20 protein-coding genes are annotated in these 18696 nt (G+C 54.8%); 12 read left to right on the forward strand and 8 right to left on the reverse strand.

Annotated features, from left to right (window positions below):
• Nucleotides 1-278: 278 nt before the first annotated feature.
• The 5 genes from FJD38_RS00640 (at nucleotide 279) to lpxO (ending at nucleotide 4553) form a co-directional block, all read left to right on the forward strand.
• Entirely contained in the window at nucleotides 279-1358 is a 1080-nt protein-coding gene (locus FJD38_RS00640) for an asparaginase (RefSeq protein ID WP_146383642.1), read from the forward strand.
• A 201-nt stretch (nucleotides 1359-1559) separates the two neighbouring features.
• Nucleotides 1560-1811 carry a DUF1654 domain-containing protein gene (locus FJD38_RS00645; protein ID WP_146383643.1) on the forward strand — a complete coding sequence of 84 codons (252 nt, stop codon included), beginning with the start codon at nucleotides 1560-1562 and terminating at the stop codon, nucleotides 1809-1811.
• 4 nt (nucleotides 1812-1815) lie between these two features.
• Nucleotides 1816-2505 carry an endonuclease gene (locus FJD38_RS00650; RefSeq protein WP_122782907.1) on the forward strand — a complete coding sequence of 230 codons (690 nt, stop codon included), beginning with the start codon at nucleotides 1816-1818 and terminating at the stop codon, nucleotides 2503-2505.
• A 153-nt stretch (nucleotides 2506-2658) separates the two neighbouring features.
• Nucleotides 2659-3387, forward strand: a complete 729-nt coding sequence (locus tag FJD38_RS00655) for a GntR family transcriptional regulator (protein ID WP_146383644.1) — start codon at nucleotides 2659-2661, stop codon at nucleotides 3385-3387.
• 266 nt (nucleotides 3388-3653) lie between these two features.
• Nucleotides 3654-4553: a lipid A hydroxylase LpxO gene (lpxO, locus tag FJD38_RS00660; RefSeq protein ID WP_122782909.1), complete on the forward strand. Its 900-nt coding sequence runs from the start codon at nucleotides 3654-3656 to the stop codon at nucleotides 4551-4553.
• Between the two features lie 43 nt (nucleotides 4554-4596).
• Here the strand turns inward: lpxO and copD are convergent, their stop codons facing one another.
• From copD to bkdR, 3 genes are all read right to left on the reverse strand, one after another.
• The gene (gene copD / locus FJD38_RS00665) at nucleotides 4597-5448 is read right to left on the reverse strand and encodes a copper homeostasis membrane protein CopD (RefSeq protein WP_146383645.1); all 852 of its coding nucleotides are present in this window, start codon (nucleotides 5446-5448) and stop codon (nucleotides 4597-4599) included.
• 4 nt (nucleotides 5449-5452) lie between these two features.
• A complete protein-coding gene (gene copC, locus FJD38_RS00670) occupies nucleotides 5453-5827 on the reverse strand; it encodes a copper homeostasis periplasmic binding protein CopC (RefSeq protein WP_146383646.1) in 375 nt (124 codons plus the stop codon).
• Nucleotides 5828-5905: 78 nt separating this feature from the next.
• Entirely contained in the window at nucleotides 5906-6394 is a 489-nt protein-coding gene (gene bkdR / locus FJD38_RS00675; protein ID WP_122782912.1) for a Bkd operon transcriptional regulator BkdR, read from the reverse strand.
• Between the two features lie 207 nt (nucleotides 6395-6601).
• On the opposite strand from bkdR, the gene FJD38_RS00680 reads away from it, so the two are divergent.
• The 7 genes from FJD38_RS00680 (at nucleotide 6602) to FJD38_RS00710 (ending at nucleotide 13861) form a co-directional block, all read left to right on the forward strand.
• Complete coding sequence (locus tag FJD38_RS00680) at nucleotides 6602-7834, forward strand: 3-methyl-2-oxobutanoate dehydrogenase (2-methylpropanoyl-transferring) subunit alpha (RefSeq protein WP_122782913.1); 1233 nt, start codon at nucleotides 6602-6604, stop codon at nucleotides 7832-7834.
• A 4-nt stretch (nucleotides 7835-7838) separates the two neighbouring features.
• Nucleotides 7839-8894 carry an alpha-ketoacid dehydrogenase subunit beta gene (locus FJD38_RS00685; protein ID WP_122782914.1) on the forward strand — a complete coding sequence of 352 codons (1056 nt, stop codon included), beginning with the start codon at nucleotides 7839-7841 and terminating at the stop codon, nucleotides 8892-8894.
• Nucleotides 8895-10175, forward strand: a complete 1281-nt coding sequence (locus FJD38_RS00690; protein ID WP_146383647.1) for a dihydrolipoamide acetyltransferase family protein — start codon at nucleotides 8895-8897, stop codon at nucleotides 10173-10175. It begins immediately after the preceding gene.
• Between the two features lie 2 nt (nucleotides 10176-10177).
• Complete coding sequence (lpdA, locus tag FJD38_RS00695) at nucleotides 10178-11566, forward strand: dihydrolipoyl dehydrogenase (protein WP_122782916.1); 1389 nt, start codon at nucleotides 10178-10180, stop codon at nucleotides 11564-11566.
• 132 nt (nucleotides 11567-11698) lie between these two features.
• Nucleotides 11699-13084, forward strand: a complete 1386-nt coding sequence (locus FJD38_RS00700) for a nucleobase:cation symporter-2 family protein (RefSeq protein ID WP_146383648.1) — start codon at nucleotides 11699-11701, stop codon at nucleotides 13082-13084.
• A 142-nt stretch (nucleotides 13085-13226) separates the two neighbouring features.
• Nucleotides 13227-13454: a helix-turn-helix domain-containing protein gene (locus FJD38_RS00705; RefSeq protein ID WP_122782918.1), complete on the forward strand. Its 228-nt coding sequence runs from the start codon at nucleotides 13227-13229 to the stop codon at nucleotides 13452-13454.
• A 62-nt stretch (nucleotides 13455-13516) separates the two neighbouring features.
• Nucleotides 13517-13861, forward strand: coding sequence for a DUF6388 family protein (locus tag FJD38_RS00710; RefSeq protein ID WP_122783051.1), 345 nt, complete (start codon nucleotides 13517-13519; stop codon nucleotides 13859-13861).
• Nucleotides 13862-13870: 9 nt separating this feature from the next.
• On the opposite strand, the gene FJD38_RS00715 is transcribed toward FJD38_RS00710, so the two are convergent.
• Genes FJD38_RS00715 through FJD38_RS00735 form a run of 5 tightly spaced genes read right to left on the reverse strand, consistent with a single transcriptional unit; the run spans nucleotide 13871 to nucleotide 18611 of the window.
• Nucleotides 13871-14476, reverse strand: coding sequence for an ATP-binding cassette domain-containing protein (locus tag FJD38_RS00715; protein ID WP_122782919.1), 606 nt, complete (start codon nucleotides 14474-14476; stop codon nucleotides 13871-13873).
• Nucleotides 14469-15260: an ATP-binding cassette domain-containing protein gene (locus FJD38_RS00720; protein ID WP_146383649.1), complete on the reverse strand. Its 792-nt coding sequence runs from the start codon at nucleotides 15258-15260 to the stop codon at nucleotides 14469-14471. Before FJD38_RS00720 ends, FJD38_RS00715 begins: the two co-directional genes overlap by 8 nt.
• Entirely contained in the window at nucleotides 15260-16066 is an 807-nt protein-coding gene (locus FJD38_RS00725) for an ABC transporter permease (protein ID WP_146383650.1), read from the reverse strand. Before FJD38_RS00725 ends, FJD38_RS00720 begins: the two co-directional genes overlap by 1 nt.
• Nucleotides 16063-17034: an ABC transporter permease gene (locus FJD38_RS00730; protein ID WP_244302691.1), complete on the reverse strand. Its 972-nt coding sequence runs from the start codon at nucleotides 17032-17034 to the stop codon at nucleotides 16063-16065. Before FJD38_RS00730 ends, FJD38_RS00725 begins: the two co-directional genes overlap by 4 nt.
• Entirely contained in the window at nucleotides 17031-18611 is a 1581-nt protein-coding gene (locus FJD38_RS00735) for an ABC transporter substrate-binding protein (RefSeq protein ID WP_122782922.1), read from the reverse strand. The genes FJD38_RS00730 and FJD38_RS00735 overlap by 4 nt, the downstream gene beginning before the upstream one ends.
• Between the last annotated feature and the right edge of the window lie 85 nt (nucleotides 18612-18696).

Here is an 18696-nt window from a genome sequence, read left to right on the forward strand (position 1 = left end):
AGCTATACGCTTGGCTGCGACAGCCATAACCGGCACAGCAGACGAACGGTCGACTCTCCGAACAGAGAGCACGGCGTATGTTCGGGAATCCGTCTTCGATTCTGCTAGATAATTCGAGTATTGAATTTTTTTATTACAAATCAACACGTTATGAAATAAATAAGTACGGCGCGTATTGGCACATTTAGTGCTCTCTTGTACATATCGTGTTGCCGAACAATGCAACGCGTCGCATGAGATGCCTTGCATCGACGTGCCCACCAATAAGAGAAAAAACAATGAATGCATCAGTTTTGAAAACAATTGTTCCAGGCACTTTAGCTCTTCTCCTTTCACTGCCCTTCGCCCACGCTCAAGAAGCCGCCAGCAAACCCAATGTGGTTATTCTGGCAACCGGCGGAACCATTGCAGGCGCAGGTGCGAGCGCTGCCAACAGCGCAACCTATACCGCCGCCAAAGTAGGTGTAGACCAGCTTATTGCAGGCGTGCCCGAGTTGAGCCAACTGGCCAATGTCCGTGGCGAGCAAGTGATGCAAATTGCATCCGAAAGCATTACCAATGAAAACCTGCTGCAACTCGCGCGTCGTGTCGCCGAACTGGCTGACAGCAATGATGTCGATGGCATTGTGATTACCCACGGTACCGACACCCTGGAAGAAACGGCTTACTTCCTGGACCTGGTTGAGAAAACCGATAAACCCATCATCGTTGTTGGCTCCATGCGTCCAGGCACTGCCATGTCAGCAGATGGCATGTTGAACCTGTACAACGCTGTCGCTGTAGCCGGTAGCAAAGACGCTCGCGGTAAAGGCGTATTGGTCACCATGAACGACGAAATTCAGTCCGGCCGCGATGTCAGCAAAACCATGAACATCAAGACTGAAGCATTCAAAAGCCCATGGGGGGCTTTGGGCATGGTCGTTGAAGGCAAGTCCTACTGGTTCCGCCTGCCTTCCAAGCGTCACACCATGAACTCTGAGTTTGACATCAAGAACATTAAAACCCTGCCCAACGTAGGTATCGCCTATTCGTATGGCAACGTAGACGACAGCGCTTATAAAGCCCTGGCAAAAGACGGAGCCAAAGCCATCATCCACGTCGGTACGGGCAATGGTTCCGTGTCTTCGCGCGTAGTCCCTACCCTGCAAGCCCTGCGTAAAGATGGCGTGCAGATCATCCGGTCTTCGCACGTAAATAACGGCGGGTTCGTACTGCGTAACGCAGAACAACCAGATGACAAAAATGACTGGGTGGTTGCTCATGACCTTAATCCTCAGAAAGCTCGAATTCTGGCCATGGTCGCCCTGACTCAAACCCAGGACAGCAAAGAACTGCAACGCATATTCTGGGAATATTGATTCACCCACGCCGAGCGCTGCCCAGCGCTCGGCTTTTCGACTGCTCGTTCACCCGAAGGAGCAGTTTTCACATTAGTTTCTAAAGACTTGCGCACTAAAACCAAAAAACGCAGTCCCATCCGCAGCCTGACGGGTTCAAACAGTTGCCAAATGAAGCGCAGTTAAATACTGTATGCACATACAGCAACCAAGGATCGCATCATGGCTAAAAAACCGGCGAAAGCGCCAGCCCTACCAAGCCCCTATGAAATGTTCGGATCGCGCATACAAAAAATCATCAGTTCACCGAAAGCCCAGAAAGACAAAATGGCCGTGCTCGAACGGCTAGAGGGCGATAACCCCGAGTTTTGGGAGCGCCTGCTAGAGGAAATATCTGAAAACGATAACGTCACGATCGCTCATCGCGATGATGGCGGGGTCAATGTTTTCTGGACCGTACCAGAGGAAGATTGAATCAATGAGGGTTTGTTTGCTGGCGATAGTCAGCCTCTTTACCGTGTTAAGTGCCCAGGCAGCGGCACCCAAAACATTCAGTGAAGCCAAAAAAGCTGCCTGGAAACTCTACGCACCGCAGTCCACCGAGTTTTACTGCGGATGCAAATACTCAGGCAACCGGGTCGACCTTAAAGCCTGTGGCTATGTCCCTCGTAAAAATGCCAACCGGGCAGCGCGCATTGAGTGGGAACACATCGTTCCCGCCTGGCAAATCGGCCATCAACGCCAATGCTGGCAAAGCGGTGGTCGTAAAAACTGCACCCGCAATGACCCTGTCTACAAAGTAGCGGAAGCCGACCTTCATAACCTGGTGCCCAGCATCGGCGAGGTGAACGGTGATCGCAATAATTTCAGTTTTGGCTGGCTGCCTGCACAGTCGGGTCAATATGGCTCCTGCCTGACGCAAGTCGACTTCAAAGCCAAAAAGGTCATGCCCCGACCGTCCATTCGCGGCATGATTGCGCGCACCTACTTTTACATGAGCAAACAATATAATTTGCGCTTGTCCAAGCAGGACCGCCAGCTATACGAAGCCTGGAACAAGACTTACCCGGTTCAGGCCTGGGAACGCCAACGCAACCAGACTGTCGCTTGCGTCATGGGCCGCGGCAATGAGTTCGTCGGTCCGGTCAACTTGAAAGCCTGTAGCTAACCCACCTTCATTCATCGTTATGCGCCAGTCTTGAGTCTCCAAGTAATCAAAGACTCAAGACGCCCCTCCTTCCGGGCCGTTTTTCAACCCGCAAATGAAGGTTTCAACGCTCATTTATTGCCGAACGACTAATGCTCAGCTATTACTCAGAGCATGATAAAACCCGCCCGCTCCAACGAAAAACAAAGCGCAGTCAATGAACTGGTCCACCGCATTAAAAGTGGGCTGTTAGCAGACGGCCACCTGCTGCCCGGCGAAGAGCAGCTGTCGCAGGAATTGCAGGTCAGTACAGGCACATTGCGAGAAGCGCTTGCCGAACTGGAAAGGCGAAAGTACATCGCCATGCAAACCGAAGGTGGTGCGATCGTCACCTATGACGGTTTTAGCCTTGACCAAAGCAATGGCTGGTCTCAAGCACTGGCGGATACAGGTGCACGGATTTACACCGAAGTCTTACGACTTGAAACCGTAGAACGCCCCGAACTGGCGCTGCAATTGGGTATAAGTCACTTCGTCATCCTGGAACGTCGGCGACGTCAGCAGGATGGCATCGCCATTTCTCTGGAACGCTCACTCGTACCCGCCACCGGAGGCCTGGAGGGACTCCCCCGAGTCGGCCTGATAGACAACTCATTGACTATTACGCTGGCAGCCTATGGCTTCGTTGCTGATCGAGGCGATCAGTGGATTGGCGCGCACCCGCTCAATGAACAAGATGCTGCGTTACTTGAACGCACACCGGGGACAGTCTTTATAAAGGCGTTGCGCACGACCTTCGATCGTCAGAACCGATTTATGGAGCAGGTTGAGAGCTGGCTAGACCCCCAGCATTTTCGGATGTATCAATCTTTCGGAGCGCGGAAGAAAATTAATAAACCCTGATTTTTTCAATAAAATCATCAGCTTAAAAACAACAGCCATCACCTTCTCACTTCCGTTTAGCACCGGTTGCAACCTGCAACCCGACCAAAGACTGTAGGAAAAAATCTACAAACCTGTAAGGAAAAACTGGAAAATGCCGGAAGTGCTGTTTTAACCTTACCTCTTTAGCTACCCACCGAGCAGCACCCGCGCCCGACTCCAATGACAGGAAGTCGGGTTGACTGCGTGAATCCGGGCAGCATTTTCTCTGACTTGTGACGTTAATTTTGAAACTCATTATCATTGCTGTTTACGTTCTTTCCATTGCCTATGTGCACCTGCGAGGCAAAGTCCGCCACAAACTGGGACGCCAGTTGAGCGACCATTCGACCTTCCTGGCCCCCATCAACTGTTTTCTATACCTGTTTTCCAAGGTTCCCAGCCAGCCCTACTACAAGCCCGCTGACTTTGCCCAATTGCAGCTTTTGCAGGATCACTGGCAAGAAATCCGCGAAGAAGCACGAAACTTGATGCAAGCGGGTGAAATAAAACGCTCTGAGCAACCGAATGATGTCGGTTTTAACTCTTTTTTCAAAAGCGGCTGGAAGCGGTTCTACCTCAAGTGGTACGGCGACAATCACCCTTCGGCGGTAGAGACGTGCCCGCGCACTATCGAACTGCTCAATAGCATCGGCACCATCAAAGCGGCCATGTTCGCCGAGCTGCCACCGGGCTCAAAGCTGGTACGCCATCGTGATCCCTATGCAGGTTCATTGCGCTATCACCTGGGCCTGGACACGCCCAATGATTCGGGCTGCTATATCAATGTCGACGGCCAGAACTACTCATGGCGCGACGGCGAAGCGGTCATCTTTGATGAAACCTTTATCCACTACGCAGAAAATACCACCGATAAAAACCGCATCATCCTGTTCTGTGATGTGGAAAGACCTATGCGTTATCGTTGGGCCGCCGCTTTCAACCAATGGTTTAGCCGCACGGTGATGGCCTCTGCCAGCTCCCCTAATGATGCCAATGATAAAACCGGCAACCTGAACCGCGCCTTTACCAAACTGTATAAAATCCGCCTGCGCGGTAAAGAATTGAAAAAACGCAATCGCACGCGCTACTACCTGGAAAAATGGGCCATTTTTGGCGGCCTGCTCGGATTGTTTTTACTGATCTAAGCCCAGACTGTGGTACGGCATGGCGACTGAGGTGGCTCAGTCGCTAGTTGATCACCAAGGGGGGCAAAGTCCCCAGCAAAGAAACAGCCGCAACCGCTATCAACCCCAATGACCATTCAAGCGTCACACTGGTACGCAAAACAGCGAAACGACCCGCACGACTCATCACCAGATTAAACAGTGCCAGCAACAGCATCACGCCGACCACGAAGACTTTGATCAGCAAGATCAGGGCGAATCCTTCGAACAAGGGCGTGGGCCAGACTGCGCCGGTCAACACACGGGTATTGATCAGCCCTGTCAGTATGATTCCCGCTACCAGAACAAAACCCACGCTACTAAAGCGCCGCAAAACGCGGTCCACGTCTTGTCTGTCGGCACGCATCAACACCAGCAATAAACCCAGAAGACCGCCCAACCACGCCCCGACGCAGACCAGGTGGATAAACTGATTGAACATCAGCAACTGTCCGCGCCAACCTTCCAGCATCGCGCCATGCCCCACGGGGGCAAGTGTGGCCAAAAGCAACAGACCTAACAGGTAACCAGCCTTGGAAGACGAGCGAACTTGAAGGACGATGAGTAGCAATACATTAATCACTACATGAGCGGCCCAGACATGCCCAAAAAAAGTGCTGCCCAATACTAACCACAGCGTCTCTACATTCAGAGCTTCAGGCCAACTGCCCGCCATGGAATGGGTTACCAAGAGCAACCAGACCAGAGCGCTGCCCAATGCCAGCCACGCCAGGCCGCGCTCGATCCAACCTTTGTGACGGTCATACGCGCCCCCGTTCCGGGCGCGAAGCAGTAAGGGCTTAAAGACACAAAACCCGAACAGCAGGAGCACAGCGCAAAAATGCACAAACCGGCAGACAACCATTGCGCCGAGCATCAACTCACTGGCTCACCGTGAAGGTGTATTGGCCTTTGCTTTTGTGCGTATCGACGGAGACCGCGTTCCATTTGACGGTATAACTGCCGGGCTCTAAAGGCGCAGCCGGCGTTACAACCAGCACTTTTTTGTCGTCTACATCGGTTGCAACACTACGCACCTTTATCGGGGTGTTTTCGTGAATAAGCTCAACTTTGCTGAACGCTTGCTCAACACCCTCACTGAATTGCAGTCGCAGTTCTTTTGCTTGGGCGACGGTGCTATCGGCGGCAGGTGTCGAGTGCTCAAGGTGCGCATGAGCGAATGCTGATCCTGCACCGGCCATTAGGGTCAGCAAGGCAGCGGTTTTGAAAACTCCTTTCAAAGAAACAACAGACATGGTGCAGAACCCTTGAGTAAAAGTGTGCAGGGATGATACTCGCCTATTTTAAAAGAGGCTCTACAGCTGCAGTCTGAATCACTCCTCCAGCACCAAGCCACCCGGCGGCAACGGCAGAGCCGTTTTATATCTGACTTGTTTGAGGGCAAAGCTGGAGCGGATATTGGCAACGCCCGGCACCTTGGTCAAAAAATCCATCATAAAGCGCTCCAACGCCTGAATGCTCGGCACCAGCACACGGATCAGGTAATCCGGGTCTCCCGCCATCAAGTAGCACTCCATGACCTCAGGACGGTCTGAAATCGCCGCCTCAAACTTATGCAGGGCCTCTTCTACCTGCTTCTCAAGGCTGACATGAATAAACACATTCACGTGCAGGCCCAGCATATCTGCGTCCAGCAATGTCACCTGCTCACGAATCAAGCCGTGTTCTTCCATCGCCTTGACGCGGTTAAAGCACGGTGTCGGTGACAGGTTGACCGAGCGGGCCAAGTCCGCATTGGTGATGCGTGCATTCTGTTGAAGGCTATTGAGAATCCCGATATCCGTGCGATCCAGCTTGCGCATGAGACAAAACCACCTGTTTTTTTTGTTTATGCAGAGTTCTTATCTTTAAATCATTCAAAGCGCAACGAACTACAGAAAAATATTCTTCACTGTCAGGAATATGATGGTTGTAGGACAGTTTTGAGAAGCAAGCGTCAGACAGATCCTGGATAGAACATTAGCTCCCGCGCCCTAATAAACACGACAAGATCGAGCGTAGAGAAAGCCATGAATGAATATGCACCGCTGCGTCTGCACGTTCCTGAACCCTCTGGCCGCCCAGGCTGCAAGACTGACTTCAGCTACCTTCGCCTGACCGATGCAGGTCAAGTGCGCAAACCCCCCATCGACGTAGAACCGGCTGATACTGCCGATCTGGCCAGAGGCCTGATTCGCGTGCTTGACGATCAAGGCCAAGCCCTTGGCCCCTGGGCTGAAGGCGTCTCACCTGAAGTTATGCGCGCCGGTATGCGAGCCATGCTCAAGACACGCATCTTCGACACCCGCATGGTCGTTGCCCAGCGCCAGAAAAAAATGTCTTTCTACATGCAAAGCCTGGGTGAAGAAGCCATTGGCACCGCGCAAGCGCTGGCCTTGAACATCGACGACATGTGTTTCCCGACCTATCGCCAACAAAGCATCTTGATGGCCCGTGACGTGCCACTGGTGGATCTGATCTGTCAGTTGCTGTCCAACGAGCGCGATCCGCTCAAGGGGCGTCAATTGCCGATCATGTACTCGGTACGCGATTACGGCTTTTTTAGTATTTCCGGAAATCTGGCGACTCAATTCGTTCAAGCTGTTGGCTGGGGCATGGCGTCAGCCATTAAGGGTGACACTAAAATCGCTTCTGCCTGGATAGGCGACGGCGCAACCGCCGAGTCCGATTTCCATACTGCCCTCACCTTTGCCCACGTGTATCGCGCGCCGGTCATTCTGAACGTGGTCAATAACCAATGGGCCATTTCGACCTTCCAGGCCATTGCCGGTGGCGAATCGACGACCTTTGCCGGACGCGGCGTGGGTTGTGGCATCGCCTCTCTGAGGGTCGACGGCAATGACTTCATCGCGGTCTATGCCGCCTCGGTGTGGGCCGCAGAGCGCGCGCGTCGCAACTTGGGCCCCACCCTCATTGAGTGGGTCACTTATCGCGCAGGCCCTCACTCAACGTCTGACGACCCGTCCAAGTACCGTCCTGCCGATGACTGGAGTCACTTCCCGCTTGGCGATCCTATTCTGCGGTTGAAACAGCATCTGATTGCTACAGGTCATTGGTCCGAAGAGGAACATGCCGCGGTCAGCGCCGAGCTAGAGGCTGAAATCATAGGTGCTCAAAAAGAAGCTGAGCGCTTTGGCACGTTGGCAGGCGGGCAGATGCCAAGTGCGGCGACCATTTTTGAGGACGTGTACAAAGACATGCCCGAGCACTTGCGCCGGCAACGTCAGGAATTGGGGTTATAACCAGATGAACGACAATAATAAAATTCAAATGGAGAACGCCGTGAGTACCAGCACCATGACGATGATCCAGGCCCTGCGCTCGGCTATGGATGTGATGCTTGAGCGCGACGACAACGTGGTGGTGTTTGGTCAGGATGTGGGCTACTTCGGGGGCGTATTCCGCTGTACGGAGGGCCTGCAGGCCAAATACGGCAGTTCACGGGTATTCGACGCGCCTATCTCTGAAAGCGGCATCGTTGGTGCCGCCGTCGGCATGGGGGCATACGGTCTGCGACCTGTCGCCGAAATCCAGTTTGCTGATTACTTCTACCCGGCTTCCGACCAGATTGTTTCTGAAGCCGCACGCCTGCGCTATCGCTCGGCAGGCGAATTTATTGCACCGATGACCCTGCGCATGCCATGCGGCGGCGGCATCTACGGTGGCCAAACCCATAGCCAAAGCCCCGAAGCGATGTTTACTCAGGTCTGCGGCCTGCGCACCGTGATGCCATCCAACCCGTATGACGCCAAAGGGCTGTTGATTGCAGCCATCGAAAACGATGATCCGGTGATATTCCTTGAACCTAAACGCCTGTACAACGGCCCGTTTGATGGTCATCACGAACGCCCGGTGACGCCTTGGGCGAAACATCCTGCCAGTGCCGTACCCGATGGTTACTACACCGTCCCGCTGGATTGCGCCGCGATTGTGCGCCCTGGCACTGAAGTCACCATCCTGACCTACGGTACCACCGTGTATGTGGCTCAGGTCGCGGCTGAAGAAACCGGGATCGACGCTGAAGTCATCGATCTGCGCAGCCTGTGGCCACTTGATCTGGATGCCATTGTGACCTCCGTTAAAAAAACCCGCCGTTGCGTTGTCGTGCACGAAGCAACTCGCACCTGCGGTTTTGGCGCCGAGCTGATCGCACTGGTCCAAGAGCATTGTTTCCACTACCTGGAAGCGCCGATTGAGCGAGTTACCGGCTGGGATACGCCCTACCCACATGCTCAGGAATGGGCCTACTTCCCGGGCCCGGCGCGAGTCGGTGCGGCTTTGCAACGGGTCATGGAGGTTTAAATGGGTACGCACGTCATTAAAATGCCTGATATCGGTGAAGGCATTGCGCAGGTTGAATTGGTGGAATGGTTTGTCAAAGTCGGCGACATGGTCAGTGAAGATCAGGTGGTTGCCGATGTGATGACCGATAAGGCGACCGTGGACATCCCCTCCCCCGTGGCGGGAAGAGTGCTGGCCTTGGGTGGACAGCCCGGCGAAGTCATGGCGGTCGGTAGCGAGCTGATTCGGATTGAAGTTGAGGGCGCTGGCAACCTGCGCGAAAGTGCTCCGCAGCACGCAGAACCCATGGCTACGCCCCCTCAAGCGGCCCCACAAACGCGTATCGAAGTGGCCGCTGTCACAGCCACGCCAATCAAACCTGCCCCTGCCCCTGCCCAACGTCCAGCGCCTGTGGCCCGCGAAGCCAACGAACGCCCGCTGGCTTCCCCGGCAGTCCGAAAGCGGGCATGGGATGCGGGAATCGAGCTGCGTTTTGTTGTAGGCAGCGGCCCGGCAGGTCGAGTGCTGCATGACGACCTTGAGCTGTATCTGGCTCAGGACACCCAGTCACCGTCAACACCCCCCAGCGGATACGACAAACGCACCGACGAGGAGCAAATTCCGGTTATCGGTCTGCGGCGTAAAATCGCCCAGCGCATGCAGGATGCCAAACGGCGCGCTGCGCACTTTAGCTATGTCGAAGAAGTTGACGTCACCGCACTTGAAGAGTTGCGCGCACAACTCAACCACAAATGGGGCGAGAGCCGCGGCAAGTTGACTCTCCTGCCGTTTTTAGTACGTGCAATGGTCGTGGCTTTACGCGAGTTCCCCCAGATCAACGTGCGCTACGACGATGAAGCGCAATTAATCACCCGCTTTGGTGCGGCTCATATTGGCGTTGCGGCGCAAAGCAGCAACGGCTTGATGGTGCCAGTGGTTCGCCATGCTGAAACCCTGAATTTATGGGCGGCGGCCGATGAAATCGCTCGCCTGGCTAACGCTGTCCGTACCGGTAAAGCCACGCGAGAGGAACTGACGGGGTCCACCATCACCCTGACTAGCCTGGGTGCACTGGGCGGTATTGTCAGCACGCCAGTGGTCAACCTGCCTGAAGTCGCCATCGTGGGTGTCAACCGCATCGTTGAGCGTCCAATGGTCGTCAAAGGCCAGATCGTGATTCGAAAAATGATGAACCTCTCCAGCTCTTTCGATCATCGTGTGGTGGACGGCATGGACGCGGCGCAATTTATCCAGGCCATGCGTGGCTTGCTCGAACAACCTGCCACCTTGTTTTTGGAGTGACCATGCAGCCCACTCAACACACCACGCTGCTGATTATTGGCGGCGGTCCCGGCGGTTATGTGGCCGCCATTCGCGCTGGTCAACTGGGCATCCCTACGGTCTTGATCGAAGGACAGTCACTGGGCGGCACCTGTCTCAATGTCGGCTGCATCCCTTCCAAGGCGCTGATTCATGTCGCTGAACAGTTTTACACCACGCAGCGCTACAGCACCGGCACCTCGCCACTGGGCATACAGACACAGCCCCCGACGCTCGATATCGGCCAGAGTGTGCAATGGAAGAACAGCATTGTGGATCGCCTGACCACAGGCGTTGGCGCACTACTTAAAAAAAATGGGGTCCGGGTAATACAAGGCTGGGCCACGATCCTGGATGGCAAAGCGGTAGAAGTCGACGGTCAGCGCATCGAGTGCGAGCACTTGCTGCTGGCCACAGGCTCACACACTGTCGAACTGCCGATGCTGCCCTTGGGCGGTGCAATCATTTCCTCTACCGAAGCCTTGCAGCCTACTGAGATTCCAAAGCGCCTGACGGTTGTGGGCGCAGGCTATATCGGGTTAGAGCTGGGCATCGCCTACCGCAAACTGGGGGCGGAAGTCACTGTGGTTGAGGCTCGTGACCGAATCTTGCCGACCTACGATAAAGAACTGACGCTGCCGGTGGCAGAGTCCCTTAAGTCATTGGGGATAACACTGTATCTGGAGCACAGCGTAGAGGGGTTTCAGGCCAGCACCCATACCTTGTCGATGCGCAACCGCATGGGCGAGAGCCAAACGCTGGAAACCGATCAGGTATTGGTGGCTGTTGGCCGGCGCCCGCGAACCCAGGGTTACAACCTCGAAACCTTGGCTCTGGACATGAACGGCCCAGCGATTCGCATCGATGGCCGTTGCCAGACCAGCATGCGCAATGTATGGGCTATTGGCGACCTGACCGGTGAGCCAATGTTGGCACACAGAGCCATGGCCCAAGGCGAAATGGTTGCCGAAATTATTGCCGGCAAACACCGCGAGTTCAGCCCTACCGCCATTGCGGCCGTGTGTTTTACCGATCCTGAGATCGTCGTGGTGGGCAAGACACCGGTCGATGCCGAGGCAGCGGGACTGGATTTTATTAGCGCCAGCTTCCCGTTCGCGGCCAATGGACGGGCCATGACCCTGGAATCCAAGTCTGGGTTCGTCAGGGTGGTGGCACGGCGAGACAACCACTTGATTGTGGGTTGGCAGGCTGTAGGCGCCGGAGTTTCCGAGCTGTCGACCGCGTTTGCTCAGTCATTGGAAATGGGCGCGTGCCTGGAAGACATCGCCGGTACCATTCACGCTCACCCGACTTTGGGTGAAGCCGTACAAGAGGCCGCGTTACGGGCTCTGGGGCATGCGCTACATCTATAAGTGCTTACCTCTATCCTGTGAGGGTCTGAAATGTCGGGTTCTCACAGGGTTTGCTACCTATCGCCGCAAGCAACACTGGGCGTGATGGCCTAAGACCAGTAGAATCGCGCTCTTTTTTCCAGGGCGCTCGTCATGACCTCTCCCAACATTCCAAAAGAAGCCGAGTCCCAGACCAACGAATTGGTCTTAGGCCTTGAAGACCGCCCCAAGCCGTGGATCGCGTTTCTGGCCGCGTTGCAGCATCTACTGGCGATCATTGTGCCTATCGTCACACCCGGCCTGTTGATTTGTCAGGCACTGGGTGTCTCGTCTCGCGACACCAACATGATTGTGTCGATGTCGCTGGTGATTTCTGGCATCGCCACTTTTGTTCAGTGCAAGCGCTTTGGCCCCTTTGGTGCAGGCTTACTGATTGTGCAAGGCACCAGCTTTAACTTTGTCGGCCCCCTGATTGCAGGTGGCGCATTGATGGTGAAACAGGGCACGCCGGTTGAAGCCGTGATGGCCGCCATTTTTGGCGTAGTGATTGCCGGTTCGTTTATCGAAATGGGCATTTCGCGGGTCTTGCCATTTGTAAAACGCATGATCACCCCCCTCGTCACAGGAATCGTGGTGCTGATGATTGGCCTGACGTTGATTAAAGTCGGCCTGATCAGTATGGGCGGCGGCTTTACGGCGATGGGTAACGGCACCTTCGCCAATGGCGAAAACCTGATGCTGTCAGGCGTGGTATTGGCGATTATCGTTATTCTCAACCGGATCCCCCTGGTGTGGATGCGAAGTTGCGCCATCGTTATCGCGCTGGCTGTGGGTTACGCGCTGGCGGGCTATCTAGGCCGTCTGGACTTCACCGGCATGCATCAGGCCGAATGGTTCCAAGTACCCGTTCCACTGCATTTTGGCCTGGGTTTCTCTTGGGCGTTGTTTATTCCGATGCTGGTGATTTACCTGGTGACGTCACTGGAAGCCATTGGGGATGTAACAGCCACCAGCAAAGTCTCGCGACAACCTGTGGAAGGCCCGCTGTGGATGCAGCGCATCAAGGGCGGCGTGCTCGTCAACGGTGCCAACTCCCTGCTGGCAGGCATTTTCAATACTTTCCCAAGCTCGGTCTTCGCCCAGAACAACGGCGTGATCCAGCTCACCGGCATTGCCAGTCGTTACGTAGGCATCTGGATCGCGGGCATGCTGGTGTTACTGGGGTTGTTCCCAAGCGTGGCGGGTGCGATTCAAGCCGTACCTGAGCCCGTACTGGGCGGTGCAGCGATGGTGATGTTTGGCGCAGTTGCCGCTTCGGGGATCAATATTCTGGCCAGCACCACGCTTGATCGTCGTGCACTGCTGATTATTGCTGTGTCACTGGCATTGGGTCTGGGTGTCTCCCAAGTGCCCGAGTTCCTTGCACACATGCCGGCCGCGCTGCGCAACGTATTAGAGTCGGGCGTCGCGACGGGTGGTATTTGCGCCTTGCTACTCAATTGGTTTTTGCCGGAAGCCAAAAAATCTGATCTCGCCTAAGGGGCTGCGAACCACTTGGTTAGCAGCCTTAAGTTGAAGCATTGTCTGACAGACGACACAACCAAAATCAGTATGCGCCTTTCCCTATTTCGCTCTTTGGATTACGATTTTTGTGAACCTCATGCCTACGTGGGCTACGCATATGAGCACTTACGGTGAACGGCTGAAACACGAACGTTTGCGTCTTAAACTGACGCAGGCTCAGATGGCCCATGCAGGTGGCGTTAAACGTCAGGCACAAGGGTTTTACGAGCGCGATGTGACCTTGCCCCGCGCCCCTTATCTGGCAGCTATTACATTGTTGGGGGTTGATGTGCTGTACATCATCACCGGGCGCCACAGTCTGCAAATTGGTGCTCTTGTACAATAGCCCCCAAATTACAGCCTGCCTTCACCCAGCTAATGCCTCGCACAATGACTATGGAGATCAGCGTGACCGAACCCGCAATCCATCATCAAAAAGCCCTCGACCGCTTTCTCAGTGAACATGCGGATGTGGCTCAATCACTGGAAACGTTGAACCCATTGGCCGCCCGCGCCATCGGCCAGTCGATGAAAGAGTATCGCCAGGAGCGCTTGAACGAGGCCTTTGAAGCCGAAGCTGAACGTCTGGGCCTGTTCGCATGGGAACTGACGTTGCAATTGACCAGTGCCACCGAGCAAGAATTTGAGGCACAGCGCCTGGAGGTTCACCGCGAAGTGGCGCAAATGGCAGGGATGGCGTGGGATGAATATTGCGAGATGCACGGTCTCGTCAATCAAACGCCAACCGTATAAACAGGCTCTCTACGAAGAGCAAAGACGATTTGGCCGCCAGATGCTGGTGCAAACCTTCTCCAGCAATGCCTTGTTATGGCTGAACACAATCATACCCAGCTCCCGACGCTTGACCTCTTCCAGCAACACTTTCCAGACCTGCGCCTGAATATGGGCATCCAGTTGTGCAGTCACCTCGTCGGCAATCAAGTAACGCGTACGGGGGTCCAGCGCCCGGAGCAAGGCAATCCGGGCCAACTCCCCGCCCGACAATTCGTCAGGTCGACGCGCCAGCCAGGCCGGGTTCACTGCCAGACGCGCTAACCAACCAGCATCCGGTGACCAGGCATCGCGAAGGCTTTCACCCGTAGTGCGATAAGGATTGAAGGTTTGCTCGGGATGTTGCGGCACCAACTGAATGGGGCAATAGCCGGTTGGGGACAAGGGCTGCCCGCCAACTGTAACGCTGCCCGAAGCTGCGGTTTGCCATTGCGCCAGCACTCTGCCCAAGGTTGTTTTGCCATAGCCGCTGGGCGCTGATATTCCATGAAGCTCACCCAGATTGACTGAAAACGACACTGAATCCCACAGTCGCCGGCCTCCTTGCACAATAGTCAGATGGCGGACTTCAAGCATAGGAAAGGCTCCCGTTAGCAAGGAATTGCTGTTCGGGCAAAGCGGCCCACAGTGATTGCACCCATGGGCTTCCAGCATTCTCACGCAACGCTTGAGGCGTCAGCGTTTCGTGCAATTCGCCACCGTGCAGCACCGCGATTTTGTCGGCAAACCGCGCCGCCAGGGCCAAGTCATGAGTCACCCACAAGATCCCACGTCCCTGTTGGCAAAACCCCTTGAGGTGCATCAGCAATTGGCAGGCATGTTCGTCATCCAGCCACGAGGTGATTTCATCAGCCAGAATATATTGAGCGTGGGTCAGGGCTGCACAACTGGCCAAGACGCGCTTGGCCATCCCGCCCGATAGTTTGCGTGGGAACTCTTCGACCAATTCAGGCTGGAGGTTGTAATGCTTCAGTTGCTCTGCCACCTCGCCCAGGGCCAGTTTGACGCCGCTTAATTGAGCCGCCCGCTGCAACTGCGGCCCCACCCTGATCAGCGGGTTCAAGGCGCTGACACCCTGCGGTACATAGCACAGGGTTTTGCCGCGCTGGTCGACCTTACTAGACTCTCCCAGCACCTGACCATCCAGCAGAATATCGCCACGACAGCGCATATTGTCAGGCAACAAGCCCAACGTGCTTTGCAGCAACAGACTTTTGCCTTCGCCACTGGAACCCACCAGCGCAACCAGTTCGCCGGGCCGTACTTCAAATGAAATACGGCTCAACAAAGGGTGCCAGGTTTTATGCCCGAGCCAATGATAGTGAGCAATATCAATCGCGAAATCGGCGAATTTCAGCATCAGGTAATCCTTATCCAGAGTTGCTGCAATGCGCGGGCAAATTGGTCAAACACCAGAACCAAACTGACCAGAATCAAACCCGGAAAAAACGCCAGCCACCACGCACCGCTACTCAAATGCCTCAAGGCATCGGCCAGCAATAACCCTAACGAAGGATCATGAGGCGCCAGACCGAACCCCAGGAAACTTAGCGCTGCAGAATGCAGAACCGCGTGCGGAAACATCAGCAAAGTGCCGATGATCCACTGCGGCATGAGTAAAGGCAGTAAATGATGGCGCCAGCGATAGAAGCTGCTGTTGCCCAATCGATGCGAAAGCATCACATAGTCAGTCTCGCGTATACGCAGGATCTCGGCGCGCAAGATCAACGCCAGACGTGGCCAATGGGTCAGCGCCACGGCCAAAATCACCCCCTGTTTGCCGCCACCCAACGTGAAGCAAATCAATACCAGCAACAACAGATGCGGCAAAGCCAGCATGCTGTCGATCACCCCGCGCACCAAATAATCCAGGGTTTTATTAAGTGAGCATAAGCTGGCGGCGAACATCGCCAAAAAACCGCTGCTAAAAGCCGCTGTCAGGCCTATTTGCAAGCTGGTTGTCATGCCCTGAAAACACCGAAGCCACAGATCGCGGCCCAAGCTGTCAGTCCCAAACCAGTCTTGTGCCGAAGGCGGTTGGCGGCGCGCCAGTAAATCCATGGGTACGTCCGTGCCGGAGATCGACACGCCATAAGCAATCAACAGCAACAACATCAACAACGAAACACACAGCCTGAGTAACGCTTGATTTGGATTGTAGGTCATGACTGACGCGCCGCCCCCCGGTTGAGGTGCAGTAACAGCGCATTGGCGATGCTATTACTGGTAAACACCAGCACGGCACAGAACATCACAATCCCCATTAGCAACGGAATATCACCGCGCAAACCCGCATCAATGGTTGCTTGCCCGAGGCCTGGATAGGCAAACACTTTCTCGGCCAGCAGCGAGCCGCCAATCAGCTCCCCCACAGAGGCAAATTGCAAACAAATAGCAGGCGTTACGGCATGCCGAACAATATGAAAGTTGACCATTGGCCAGCCCTTGTCACCTTGCGCATAGGCGTAGCGAATAAATTCACTGTTCATCACTTCAGCCACCCGTGAGCGGGTATGCAGAGCAATATTCCCTACACCCAGAACGCCGAGTGCCAACATAGGGAGAATCAAGTGCTTGAGTTTGTCACCCCACGTAGCTGTTTCGGCGGTGCTGCCTGGGGTCCAGGCACAACAGATGGGTGCCCAGTTAAGCGTCACGGCAAACAGTGACAGCAACAAAAGGCCAATCCAGAACGTGGGCAAGGACGCCATCACATACGACAGAGTCGATATCAGCCGATCCGGCCAACGATTCAAATAGCGCCCGGCCGTCAGCCCCAGAGCCAGCCCGACGATCCCGGAAAAGATCCACGCACTGGCCAGCAATGCAAATGAAGTGGCAAAACGCTCGCCAATCACCTGCGAGACTGGGGCGTTGTAGAGCATGGAATAGCCAAAATCGCCTTGTAACACTTGGCTAAACCAGTGCAAAAAGCGCTCCCACAACGGCAGATCCAACCCCCAGCGGGCGGCTATCAAGGGGTATTGTTCAGGCGGCACATGCAACAAATCATTGCCTATATAAGCGCGAATGGGGTCGACTGGAGAAAAACTGAGCAACGTAAATGTGCCTGCCGCTGTTACCAGCAACAGGCCCATCAAACGCACGACAAAGAGCGCTATACCGCGAATCACTTACAGGTCCATTTCCAGCCATCAAGGCTATTGAGCAGCGACCATGAGCCATGAATTTCCGGGGCGCCTTTACCCAGATCTATGCATTCATCAGTCAGATAAGTGTGCTGCACGTTGAGCAACCAGGCCCACGCAGCGTCGCCTTTGACCCCGGCACCGGTTTTACCGTCCCATTCCACCTGCTGCCAAAATGGCACTGCCTGCTGCCAGGTCGGTGCATCCAGTGCTTGCTGCAGATGCTGGTCGACCACCGGGTTCTGGTAATAGCCGGGGTTGTAATACTCAACGCCCGCCGCCTTGCTGCTGTAGTGATGATAAAGCTCCATCGGGTCGAGGCTGCCCCAACCAAATAACGTTGGATTGGCGTGCATATTTCGCTCTACGGTTTCCCAACTACCCGACTTCAAGTCCACATCAATGCCAATGGGCTTGAGCATCGAACGCACGGCCTGAGCCAAATCACGGCGCGTTGCATCGCCACTGGCATACCACAGGGTAATTTTTGCAGGCAGGCCGTTTTTCTCACGTATGCCGCTGGCCGTTTCAACCCAACCCGCTTGATCGAGAATCTGCTTGGCCTTGGCGATATCGCCATCCTTGAAAGCTGCCTGCGGGTTATCCCACGGTAACCCCTGCACTCCGGTGTAAGCAGGAATAGCGTGGCCTTCGAGAATTTGATCTGCCAGTAATTGCCGGTCAATGGCGTAGTTGATGGCCTTACGGATCGCCACATCAGCTGTTACATCATTACCAATGGGATAACCGTGCGCATCTTTTTTACCCGAGGGTGTGGTGGGTAATACAATGCCCCGATTTTCGACGCTGGGCCGAACCCACAGCTTCATGCCCGCCGCAGGCGTTACCGCCAACGAAGGGGCGATACGCACGATACCTAATTGCTTGCTTTGCGCGGCAGCAAACGCGCTGTCTTCATCGAGAAACACAAAGATCAGCTGGCCGAAATCATTTTTCTGTCCCGCGTAATACGGATTGGCCTCAACAATCAATTGTTGGCCTGGCTGATAACTGACTAACCGATAGGGCCCCGCACCAATGGGGTGCTGCGCATAGGTTTTAGCGTCGTACTTATCAGCTGACACGATACCCAACGATCCGAGAACATTTACGAAGGTACTTTGCGGCGCTTTCAGCTGAATGCGCACGGTCAAAGGGTCAACCACCTCAGCCTTGAGGAAGTTCCCCATGTCTACTTTGCCGCCACTGGCCGCCGCGTTGTTGTAGGTGTAAGCCACATCCTTGGCTGTGAGTGGCGAGCCATCAGAGAATTTCAGGTCAGGTTTGAGCTTCAGCGTCCAGGTTTTTCCATCCTCACTGGTCTGGTACTCGCTAAGCAGAAAGCTGTTCCAGGACAAATCCTCGTTTTGCTTGAGCAAAGGACTGTGCAAGAGCAAGTAACTGCCGTGACTCCAACCCAGCATCGGGTCAAACCCTTCTGTTGGCTCATCACCAATGGCCAATTTCAGGGTTCGTTCCTGAGCGGAATAAGCAGGTGCCACCAGCACGCTTAGCAAAGCAGTGGCCAATAAGGTGTTACGCATCCATGCAGGCTTGAACATCTATCCTCCTGAAATTAACTATTTTTACCGACAGGGTCTCGAACGACCGCGGCCACTTGCTACTGTGCCCATCAGTAATAGCACT

Source organism: Pseudomonas saxonica, assembly GCF_007858365.1.
Classification (GTDB): Bacteria; Pseudomonadota; Gammaproteobacteria; order Pseudomonadales; family Pseudomonadaceae; genus Aquipseudomonas; species Aquipseudomonas saxonica.